Origin of the sequence: Streptomyces sp. NPDC050610 (genome assembly GCF_040654875.1) — a bacterium.
Lineage (GTDB): Bacteria > Actinomycetota > Actinomycetes > Streptomycetales > Streptomycetaceae > Streptomyces.
Map to the genome: position 1 here is coordinate 187,715 of NZ_JBFAIV010000016.1, position 10,539 is coordinate 198,253.

The window sequence follows — 10,539 nt, forward strand, 5'->3', positions numbered from 1 at the left end:
GCTCATCCCTGGCCGAGGCCGTTGGACCCGGCCTCTTCGGCGACGTTCCGGGTGACGGTGGCCGGGTCCATCCACAGCGTCCGTACGTCGCTCCACCGCTGGAGGACCCGCCCGTCCGGCGCGCACGCGGTGACCGTGAACTCCCCGAAGACCTGCGCGGGCCCTCCGTCGCCACGGGCGTCCGCCACGATGACGAATCCCTCATCGTCGGGGAGCGGCGCGAACAGTTCCACGCGTGCCGCCGTCACGGGGACGGGGATGTCGCCGCTCTCGGCCTGTGACAGCAGTGCCAGAGCGCCGGTCTGCAACAGCAGGTCGGCCGCGGCCGGAGCGTACAGCCCGCCCGCGTAAGCGCCCTTCGCGAGTCCGGGGTCGGGCAGCCGCGCGGCCACCACCAGCCGGCCGGGCTCTTCCAGCAGGACGTTGCGCAGTCCGCGCAGCGCCGGTCCGTGGAAGAGCCGCCCGGTGCCGTAACTGGGATGCGGCGTGTCGCCGGGCATGTACGGCGGCAGTTCTACGCGGGGCGCCTCGGGAGCGGCTTCGGCCTGCTGGAAGCGGCCTTCGTAGCACAGCCGGCCCCGCTCCCCGGCTTCGTGGACGGCGACGCGGGTGACCGCGGGCCCCTGGTCGTTCTCCGGGGCGAGGCGGACGCGGTAGCTCTCCGCGTGGCCGCTGACGAGGAAGATTCCGTGCGCGATGCGGAAGTCACGGCACCCGACCACCGGCCGGCTGCCGCCGTGGGCGCGTTCGACGGCGTTCAGCGCCCAGCCCACGGCGGCCGTCATCGGCAGGACCGGTACCCCGCCGAAGCAGTGGTCGCGGAGCACCGGTTCGGCGCCGATGCCGGTGAGGGAGCGGTACGCGGTGCGCCCCGTAGGGGGGAGCCGGTCGAGCCGGTGGTAGAGCGGGCCGGTCGGGCCGACGACGACGACCCCGCTCGCCTCCTTGCCCTGGGCCATCTGCGCCAGGAAGTACTCACACCCCTCCTCGCGGGAGAGCACCGGCACCCCGGCGTCGGTGAACAGCTGCTGTACGGCGGTCGCCATGCCGCCGGCCCACGGCCCCCAGGCGAGGGGCAGCACACGGCAGCGGGGGTGGGCGGCCTGGAAGGCGCAGCCGAATCGGTTCAGCCCTTCGTTGGCGACCGCGTAGTCGGCCTGCCGCAGATTGCCCCAGATGCCCGCGACGGAGGAGAAGAGCACCAGGTGGCGCAGGCGCTCGGTGTCCAGGGCGGCGAGCACGTGAGACAGGCCGGCCAGTTTGGTGTCGACCACGGCGGCGACCGATTCCGCGGTCGTCTCCGCCAACGGGCGGTCGCCCAGGACTCCCGCGCCGTGCAGCACCCCGGTGACGCGCGCGGCGTACGGGGCGAGGGCCGCGGCCACCGACCGCGCGTCGCGGACGTCCGCGGCCACGTACTCGGCCGCCGCCCCGTGGGAGCGGAGCGCGGCGAGGGTGGACCGGATGGAACGCTGCTGGACGAGGCGCCTGGCGTGCCGCTCGACGCGCGTACGGACGGACGGTTCGCCCGGGTCCTCGCCCGCTCGCCGGGCCTGTGCTTCGAGGGCGGCGTGGAGTTCTTCGGCGCTGCCCAGGCCGGTGGCCCAGGCCGGTTCGTCCTCCAAAGGCGTGCGGCCGAGGAGCAGATAGCCGCAGGGGTGTTCGCGGGCCAGGGCTTCGACGCACCAGGCCGTGATGCCGCCCGCGCCGCCGGTGACGAGCAGGAGGTCGTCGGCGGTGAGGTCCGTGGGCCCTTCCGGGGCGGGTGCGTGCGGCGCGGGTGTGCTGGACAGCTCCGGCGCGCGGCGTCCCGCGGCGTCCACGCCGACTTCCCGCACGTCGGTGGCCAGGTCGGCGATCTCGGCGGCGAACGCCTCGCCGACGGTCTCGGCGGCGAGGTCCGGGGCGAAGTCCATGGCACGGCAGAACAGCGTCGGCGCCTCCAGGCCGACGGCCTTGACCAGGCCGCCGAGCCCGCCGGCGAGGGCGGCCACCGGGTCGGCGCCCGCGCCGCCGTAACCGAGCGAGCCGTCGAGCCGGGTGACCGACACCAGGCCGGCACGGGCGCCCGAGCCGGCCGCCGTCCTCAGGAGGGGGACGGTGTGCTTGGCGACGAGGATCGCGTGCCGCAGCCGTGCGACAGCTTTCTCCGCTCCCCCGTCCGTGCCGCGGCTCGCGGGCAGGACGCACAGGTCGAGGCGAGGTTCGTCGGTGAGGAGTTCGGCGAGTCGCGTGGCCAGCGTGTCCTCGTCCCAGTCCGTCAGCCGCAGGCCGGCGCCACCGGCGTGGGCGTCGGGCGCGGCCCCGGGCAGCGTCAGGCGGCTGACGTGCCAGCCGCGGTCGGACAGTGCCGCCGCGAGCGTGCCGGGCAGTTCGCCGCCGTCGTCGAACAGGAGGGCCCGCGGCTGTCGCGCGTAGGCGTCGGTGCACACGTCGACCGGCGGCAGGTCCCTCAGCGTGACGAAGGTGCGACCGGCCGGAGCGCCCAGCGAGGCGGGCAGTAGTTGCGGGCCGTTCTCGGCGAGCGTCGCGAGAATCAGTTCCATCAGTTCACGGACGGTCCCGGCCTCGCTGAACCGGTACATCTCACTGCGGGCGATCGCCGGATAACGCCGCATCAGCTCCGCGCCGATCTCCACCTGTTTGAGCGAGTCGATTCCCAGGTCGGTCTGGATGTACATGTCGGGTTCGATCATGTCGACGTCGTAGCCGGTCTTCTCCGCCACCACGGTGCGGAAGACCCGCTCCAGCTCTTCCGGGTCCAGCACCCCATCGTTCATGGGCTGCTGGGCCGCCGTGCCGCCGTCCTGCCCGGCGGCCCACAGCTCGGCCAGCGCCGACTTCGGCGCGGCCGGAACGCCCTGCGCCGCACTGGACTCCGGCACACTGAACACCTGCGTGCCGGACTCCGCCGAGGGCGGCCCGTTCCGCTGCGGGAACAGCGGCACCACGGAAGTGGACGCCGCCACTGCGGTGCCCGCGCCCGATACGTCCCCCTGCCACGGGGCCGGCCCGTCGCCCGGCAGCCGCAGCAGTCCGCTGACGACTTCCCCGGCTCTGGCGTGCGCCTCCCCCAGCGCGAGGCTGTGTTCGGTCACCGTGTTGACCGCCGCGACCAGGGACTCGTCCAGCGGCCCGCGTGAGCTGCCCTCCCGCAGGAGCCCGGTCAGCTGCTCGGCCGTACGGATCTGGCTGTCCAGGTAGCGGGTGTGCGCCGCCAGGTGGTCGGCGGCGGCACGCGAGAGCGGATCGCCGCCCTCGGCTCGTACGGCCGCGGCGGGTGCGGGTACGGGTACGGGTACGGCTGCGGCGCGGTCCCGCTCCTGCTCTTCCTTCTCCCGCTCCAGCGCCCGGGCCGTCGCGCTCGCCGTCTCGGCCAGCAGTTTCTCGTGCCCGGGCCGCAGGTTCTCCAGCGCGAAGAAGGGCCCCTCCAGAGCGCGGGCCACCCGGGACGGCTCGGGGCGCTCGGGCCGTGGCGGCGGCGCGTACCGGTCGGCGAGGGACAGCGGCAGCCCCAGTACGGCCAGTTGCACGGCGGCCTGCTTCAGCGCCGCGCAACTGTCCGTACCGGCGCCCGCGTCGCAGGACACCGTGTGCGCGCCGCGCTCGCCGAGGAATCGTTCCACCAGCTGGGTCAGTACGCGACCGGGGCCGAACTCGACGAAGACGCGGATGCCGTCGGCGTACATCTCCTCCACCCGGGCGGCGAAGTCCACGGGTTCGCACAGCTGCTGGACGAGGGTGCGGCGGTTGGCCGCCGCGTCGGCGCCGTACGCCGCGCCGGCGGTGTCGGCGTACACGGGCAGGGCCGGGGCGGTGAACTCGGCCGCCGCGCAGGCCGCGGAGAACGCCTGTGCGGCATGGTGCACGCGGGGGGTGTGGAAGGCCGCGGCGACCGGGAGTCGACGGGCCGGCAGGTCGTGGGAGGCGCACCAGTCGACGAAGTTCCGGACGGCGGGGGTGGGGCCGCCGACCGTGTGCTCGTCGGGGGCGTTGCGGTTGCACACCGTCAGCTCGGTGTGCTCGGCCAGGGCGTCGTCCAGCGCGGTTCGCGGCATGCGGACGGCCGCCATCGCGCCGGGGTCGCGGTCCTGGCCGACGGGCTGTTCCATGGCCTGCCCGCGGGCGCGCGCCAGGGTCGTGAACGCCTCGTCGTCCAGTGCCCCGGCGGCCCACAGCGCGGACAGCTCCCCGAAGCTGTGACCGAGCATCCCGTGCGGGGCGAAACCCAGCTCCCGCAGGTACCGGTACTGTCCCATGGACAGCGCGCCGATCGCGGACTGGGCGTAGGCGGTGCGGCGCAGCCGCTCGCCGTGGGCCGCGGGATCGCCGCCGCCCGGCGGCGGGAAGACCGTGCGGGCCAGGCTGTCCCCGGCGGGGAAGCGGGCGTTGGCCTCGTCGAAGGCGGCGCGCACCGGCGGCAGGGCCAGGGCGGCGTGCAGCCCCATCTGGACGTACTGGCTTCCCTGGCCCGCGAAGAGCGCCCCGACTCCGATGCCGGGCGGCAGCGCGCCGTCGCGGTAGTGGATGCCGCGGGGGTGGCTCCAGCTCTCCCGGCCGGACGCGTCGCGCAGCCGGGCCGCGGCGAGGGCGAGGAGTTCGGCGTGGTCGCGCGGCCCGGTGGAGACGAAGCCGACGCGGGCGTGTGCGGGCGGGACGGGTCCTTCGTGCGGGGCGGCGCCGTCCTCCAGCAGCCGGCGAAGCGCGTCGGCGTCGGCCGCGTGCCACAGGCAGGCCCGGGGCGCAGTGTGCAGCGCGTACCGCGGGCTCTCCGCTCCGGCAGGTACCTGCTCCAGGCTCTCCGCTCCGGCGGGTACGTGCTCCGGTCGCTGCGTTCCGTCGGGCGCGTACTCCTCCAGCACCGCGTGGTAGTTCACGCCGCCGAAGCCGAACGCCGATACGCCGGCCCGGCGCACGGTCCTGGCCGGGTCGCGTACCCAGGGGCGGGCGGCGGTGTTCACGTAGAGGGCGCTGTCCTCGCGCGCGGCCTGGGGGTGCGGGGTGTCCACGTTGATGGTGGGCGGGAGCACCTTGTGGTGCAGGGCCAGCGCCGCCTTGATGAGCCCGGCCGCTCCGGCCGCCGCCTTGGTGTGGCCGATCTGCGATTTCACGCTGCCGACGGCCGCGTAGTGGTGGTCCTCGGGGTCGGCCAGGAGTTCGTTGAGGGCGGTGAGTTCGACCGCGTCGCCGGCCAGGGTTCCGGTGCCGTGCGCCTCGATCAGTTCGACGGAGCCCGGCGCGCAGTCGGCGTCGTCGTAGGCGCGCCGCAGCGCCCGCAGTTGGCCCGCGCCGCACGGTGCGTAGATGCTCTGGGCGTTGCCGTCGCTGGAGCTGCCGAGTCCGCGCAGGACCGCGTAGATCCGGTCTCCGTGCCGCTGTGCGTCGCCGAGGCGCTTGAGCGCCAGCATGCCGATGCCCTCGCCCACCAGCGTTCCGTCGGCTTCGGCGGCGAAGGGGCGGACCTGGCCGGTCGGTGAGAGCGCCGGGGTCTTGCTGAAGCACATGAACGACACGAGGGAGTTGTCGGCGTCGCAGCCGCCGGTGAGCATCAGGTCGGCGCGCCGGCTGACGAGTTCGTCGACGGCGGAGCGCACGGCGGTCAGCGAGCTGGCGCAGGCCGCGTCGACGGTGTGGTTGGCGGCGCCCAGGTTCAGCCGGTTGGCGATCCGGCCGGAGACGATGTTGCCGAGGATGCCGGGGAAGGAGTCCTCGGTCCACGGGGGCAGCGCGGCCAGCCGCGTGCGGACGGCCGCTTCCGCCGTATCCCGCGGGACTCCGACGGCGACCATGGCCTCGACCGTCTGCGGCAGGTAGAGCCGGCTGGCGAGCGGGATCAGGGTGGAGTTGGTACCGCATACGCCGAGCACCACGCCGGTGCCGGCCGGGTCGTACCAGCCGTCCCTGCCGAGGCCCGCGTCCCGCAGCAGTTCCTTGGCCACCACCAGGCCCAGCAGCTGGACCAGGCCCGTCGAGTCCACGGTGTTCGGCGGCATCCCGAACTCCAGGGGGTCGAAGACCTCCGGGGTCAGGAAGCCGCCGCGGCGGCAGTACGTCCGGTCCTCGGCGAAGGGGTTCGGGTCGTAGTGCTCCGCGGTCTTCCACCAGCTCTCCGGCACGACGTCCGAGCAGTCGCGGGCCGACATGATGTTGTCCCAGAATTCCCGGATGTCCCCCGCCTTGGGGAATTTGCCGGCGAGTCCGACGATCGCGATGGGGTCGCGGGCGAGACGGCGGTCGATGTCTTCACAATCCGGGACGTGGGGCTGCACCGGGTACCTCACTCATTCGACGACGGGAATACGGCGGCCGACGCGACGCGGCTGCGGCGGCCGTGCCGCTTCGGGCGGCCCGCGCGTCTGCTCTGGCCCAACGGCGGTCGCCGCACGCGGTAACGCGGCCGATCCGGTGAATTCCGGCCGCGCCCGCGGACCCCGCCGGGTGGGTCGCCGGGTCCCTTACGGCGTGCGGCCAGCCGGTCGCGCGGCCCGCTGTTCCCTGTGCTCCGTCCTGTCGAGGGCGGAGTAGTCGGGCAGGGTCACGGTGCTGCCGACCTTGCGTCCTTGCCGCAGCATCCAGTTCAGGAAGAAGGGTCTGGAGAGCAGTTCGTTGCGCAGCCGCAGCCGGGCGGCGGTGCCCGGGGCGAGAAACTGTCCGGTGCGGTCGCCGCCCTTCTGGCAGCCCCGCGCGTAGTCGCGCAGCGTGGACTCGTAGCGGCTGAAGGCCGCCCCGTGGTCGCCGCCGGCCCGGGCCAGCTCGCCGGCCAGTACGTAGGCGGCGACGATCGCGGTGCCCGTGCCCATGCCGCCGATGGTGGCGCCGCACGCGGCGTCCCCTATGAGGGCCGTCCGCCCCTTCGACCAACGGTCCACGTCCGCGCGGCTGATCGAGTCGAAGTACAGCTCGGGGGCGCTGCGCAGGGAATCGAGCAGGCGGGGCACCTCCCAGCCGAGGCCGGCGAAGGCGTCGGCGACGATCCGCTTCTGCTGTTCGGGGTCCTGGCGGTCGTAGGTCAGCTCGGGCGCGGCGAAGACGAAGAACGCGCCGGCCCGTTCGGGGTCACGGGGGCCGGCGCCGACGGAGGCGAGCCGGCCCGGTGCGTTGTATCCGACGGAACCGTGCCGCAGCCCCAGGTAGTTGGGGAGCTGCCAGGTGGCGGCGTAGTGGCCGAGGTGGCGTACGTAGGTCCGCTCGGGTCCGAAGGCGAGACTGCGGACGTTGGAGTGCAGTCCGTCCGCGCCGATGACGAGGTCGTACGTGCGCGGGGCCGCGTTCTTGAAGGTGGCCCGCACCTCGGAGGGGGTCTCGGTGAGGCTGGTGATCGAGTCGCCGAAGAGGTACTCGGTGCGGGGCAGGCCGCGTTCGTACACCACCCGGACCAGGTCTCCCCTGAGCACCTCCACGTCGCCGCCCATGAACTCGGCGGGCAGGCGCAGGAGTTCACGGTCTTGGGCGTCCACGAAGCGGATGGGGCTGCCGCCGGTCCGCAGGCGGCGCAGTTCGGGCAGGACGCCCATGCGGTCGAGCACGGTCAGGTGCGCCTCGCCGCGGAAGTCGACGGCCTGGCCGCCGCCGCGCAGCGCCGGGGCCGATTCGACGACGGTGGGCTTGAAGCCGTAGCGCGCGAGCCAGTAGGCGAGCGCCGGGCCAGCGACACCGGCGCCGGAAATGAGGATGTTCTGGGTCATGTGATCCCCTGCCATTTCAACTGTGTCCGGCGGACACTGAAAGCATTGCGTACGCTAGACACAGTTGGCGGTTTCGGCAAGGGCAGGCGAGGACGGGAGAGGCTCGGATGGACGACGAGGGCGCCGGGACCGTACGGCTGCTGTGGGGGCCGCACCCCAAGCCCGCGCGGGGGCCGAGGCCGGGGCTCGACCTGGGCCGCATCGGGCGGGCCGGGATCGAGATCGCCGACGCCGAGGGCCTCGGCGGCGTGTCCATGCAGCGGGTCGCGGCGCTGCTGGGCGTCACCAAGATGGCGCTGTACCGGTACGTGCCCGGGAAGGCCGAGGTCATCGCCCTGATGGTGGACGCGGCGATCGGCCGGCCCCCGGAGGAGAGCGCGAGCGGGGCTCCACAGGAGAGCGCCCTGCCCGGGTGGCGGGAACGGCTCGACGGCTGGGCCCGTCAGCTGTTCGACGTGTTCCGTCGACACCCCTGGCTGCTGGAGGCCACCGTCGGGCCGCGCGTCATGGGCCCCGCCGAGCTGGGCTGGATGGAACGGGCCGTCTCCGCGCTGGACGGTACGGGGCTCACCGGCGCCGAGCGGATGGACTCGGCCGTTCTGCTGACCGGCCATGTGCGCGTCATCGCCCAGCATGCCCGCGCGGCGGCCCCGACGAGCGGGGTCGAGGCTCAACTGGGCTCCGTACTCGGCGCGGTGCTGGCCGAGCACGGCGAGCGCTTCCCGGCGCTCACCGCCGCGCTCGCATCGACGCGGGACGCGGGCGGTCAGGACGAGGCGTGGGAATTCGGCCTCCAGCGCATTCTGGACGGCCTGGCCGTCCTCATCGGGCGGCGCTCGGACTGATCCCGGGTTCGCGGCGGAATCAGAGCGGACCGGCGGTCGCGCGCTCCTCCGCTCCTACAGGGCTCCCGACCCGGTCCACGGCAAGTCGATCCATACGGTCTTGCCGCCGTCCGACGCCGGCGTGACGGTGAGTTCGCCGCCGAGTTCCCTGGTGAGCGTGCGGATGATGACCATGCCGCGGCCGTTGTCCTGCTGGACGGCGGCCGGCAGCCGCCTGGGCCAGCACGGATGGCTGTCGGCGACCCCGATGCGCATCCGCTCGCCCCGGTCGAGCTGGACCACCACGGTGAAGGTCGGCGACTGCCCGAAGGTGTGCTGCACCACGTTGGTGGTGAGCTCGGAGACGATCAGACGCACGATGCCGAACGCCTCTGTCCGTTCCGAAAGCCCCCACTCGGTCAGCACGCTCGTCACGTGCCGCCGCGCCGCGGCGACCGAGGCGGGCGTGCTCGGCAGCGAGACGGATGCTTCCTGCAGGTCTGCCATGGCGACGTTGTCCCTTTCCCACCAGCGCCGGTCTCCGAGGCTCTGTGCGGTGGTGCGGGTGCGCCTCGGACGGCTCTTCGCGACAGAGTGCCATCGATTGTGTCGACCATGCGGCAATGCCACTGGAAATGCATATATCTGTCGCTCAAAGCGGTGAACTCTGCGACGGAAGACCGTATTTGCGCGGCACACTGGCCCATCGATCTCCGGCGAAGGGAATCAACATGCGGAACGGGCCCGCGGTGCGCCGCCGCAGACTGGGCGCGGAACTGCGGCGTCAACGCGAGACGGCCGGACTCACGAGCCGCCAGGCCGCGGCGGCGGTGGGCTGGCACCAGTCGAAAGTCAGCCGTATCGAGACCGGTCGCAGTGGCGTCAAACCCGCCGACGTGATGCGACTGCTGGACGCGTACGAGGTGGTGGACGCCGAACAGCGCGCCCTGCTGGCGGCACTGTGCGGCCCCGGTCCCGCGGACCGGCAGGGGGCGGGGAGCGGTTGGTGGTACGCGTACGGCGACCTGTTGCCCGACGGGTACCGGGACTTCATCTCGCTGGAGTCCGCGGCCTCGCAGGCGCGCACGCTGGAGACGACCGTGGTCCCGGGGCTGTTCCAGACGCCCGAGTACGCGCGTGCGGTGACCCGGGCGGCGCTGGGCGACCCGCCGAACGAGCAGGTCGAGGAGTTGGTGGCGGTGCGGATGACCCGGCAGTCGGTGCTGCGCGGGGCGGCGCCGATGCGGCTGTGCGCGGTGCTCGACGAGGCGGTTCTGCGGCGCGCGGTGGGCGGGCCGGAGGTCATGGCGGGGCAGTTGCGGCAGCTGGTGGAGTTCGGCGCGCTGCCCGAGGTGAGCCTGCACGTGCTGCCGTTCGCTCATGGCGGGCACGTTGGCATTACCGGGCCTTTCGTAATCTTCTCCTTTTCGCCCATGGCCGATCTGGATGTGGTCGTTCTCGACCATTTGACGAGCAGCATCTACCTTGACCGGAAGGAGGACCTCCTGGCGTACTGCACCGCGTTCGAAACTCTGCGGGCCCGCGCCCTGCCGCACGACGACTCACTGGATTTCATCGCCGAGATCAACGTCGGCGCGTAAGGAGGCACCATGTCCGCAACGCCATGTCCGCTGTCCGGTGATTCGGCGCTGCACGACGCCGCTTGGCGCCGTAGCAGCCACAGCACCGGAATGAACAACTGCGTCGAGACCGCCGCCCTCGGGTCCGGCCTGCTCGCGCTGCGCGACTCGAAGGCCCCGGCCGGTCCCGTCCTGCTGCTCTCCCCCGCCGCCTGGACCTCCTTCTGCGGGGCGGTCCGCGACGGCTCGCTCTGACCGATCCGAGGGTTCCGTGAACTCTCGGCGTTCCGAGAACTCCCAGCGTTCCGCGGATCCCCACAGCCCCGAGGACTTCCGAGAGCTCCGACGCCCGCGATGACACAAGCTCAGGTGGCATGTGCTCAAGTGACGCATGCTCAGGTGACACGGGCTCAAGCGAGCGGCGCGGTCGCCACGATCGTGGCGACCGCG

6 protein-coding genes are annotated in these 10,539 nt (G+C 73.1%); 3 read left to right on the forward strand and 3 right to left on the reverse strand.

Features of this window, described 5'->3' with window-relative positions; genetic code table 11:
- Positions 1-2 precede the first annotated feature (2 nt).
- Positions 3-6,269: a beta-ketoacyl synthase N-terminal-like domain-containing protein gene (locus AB0I22_RS21340; protein ID WP_363132404.1), complete on the reverse strand. Its 6,267-nt coding sequence runs from the start codon at positions 6,267-6,269 to the stop codon at positions 3-5.
- 186 nt (positions 6,270-6,455) lie between these two features.
- A complete protein-coding gene (locus tag AB0I22_RS21345; RefSeq protein ID WP_363132405.1) occupies positions 6,456-7,685 on the reverse strand; it encodes an FAD-dependent monooxygenase in 1,230 nt (409 codons plus the stop codon).
- Between the two features lie 107 nt (positions 7,686-7,792).
- Between AB0I22_RS21345 and AB0I22_RS21350 the strand changes: the two genes are divergently transcribed.
- Positions 7,793-8,530 (forward strand): TetR/AcrR family transcriptional regulator, encoded by a 738-nt coding sequence (locus AB0I22_RS21350; protein WP_363132406.1) that lies wholly within the window; start codon positions 7,793-7,795, stop codon positions 8,528-8,530.
- 54 nt (positions 8,531-8,584) lie between these two features.
- Here AB0I22_RS21350 and AB0I22_RS21355 read toward each other — a convergent pair whose 3' ends face one another.
- Positions 8,585-9,016: an ATP-binding protein gene (locus AB0I22_RS21355; protein WP_363132407.1), complete on the reverse strand. Its 432-nt coding sequence runs from the start codon at positions 9,014-9,016 to the stop codon at positions 8,585-8,587.
- Between the two features lie 224 nt (positions 9,017-9,240).
- Here AB0I22_RS21355 and AB0I22_RS21360 point away from each other — a divergent pair, with 224 nt between their 5' ends.
- Positions 9,241-10,110, forward strand: coding sequence for a helix-turn-helix transcriptional regulator (locus AB0I22_RS21360; RefSeq protein ID WP_363132408.1), 870 nt, complete (start codon positions 9,241-9,243; stop codon positions 10,108-10,110).
- Positions 10,111-10,119: 9 nt separating this feature from the next.
- On the forward strand, positions 10,120-10,344 hold the full coding sequence (locus tag AB0I22_RS21365; RefSeq protein WP_363132409.1) for a DUF397 domain-containing protein: 225 nt from the start codon (positions 10,120-10,122) through the stop codon (positions 10,342-10,344).
- Positions 10,345-10,539: the final 195 nt, after the last annotated feature.

Bases quoted from the DNA above. Each gene is read 5' to 3' on its own strand.
- AB0I22_RS21345 (WP_363132405.1), bottom strand. From the start codon at position 7,685: ATGACCCAGAACATCCTCATTTCCGGCGCCGGTGTCGCTGGCCCGGCG.
- AB0I22_RS21350 (WP_363132406.1), top strand. From the start codon at position 7,793: ATGGACGACGAGGGCGCCGGGACCGTACGGCTGCTGTGGGGGCCGCAC.
- AB0I22_RS21355 (WP_363132407.1), bottom strand. From the start codon at position 9,016: ATGGCAGACCTGCAGGAAGCATCCGTCTCGCTGCCGAGCACGCCCGCC.
- AB0I22_RS21360 (WP_363132408.1), top strand. From the start codon at position 9,241: ATGCGGAACGGGCCCGCGGTGCGCCGCCGCAGACTGGGCGCGGAACTG.
- AB0I22_RS21365 (WP_363132409.1), top strand. From the start codon at position 10,120: ATGTCCGCAACGCCATGTCCGCTGTCCGGTGATTCGGCGCTGCACGAC.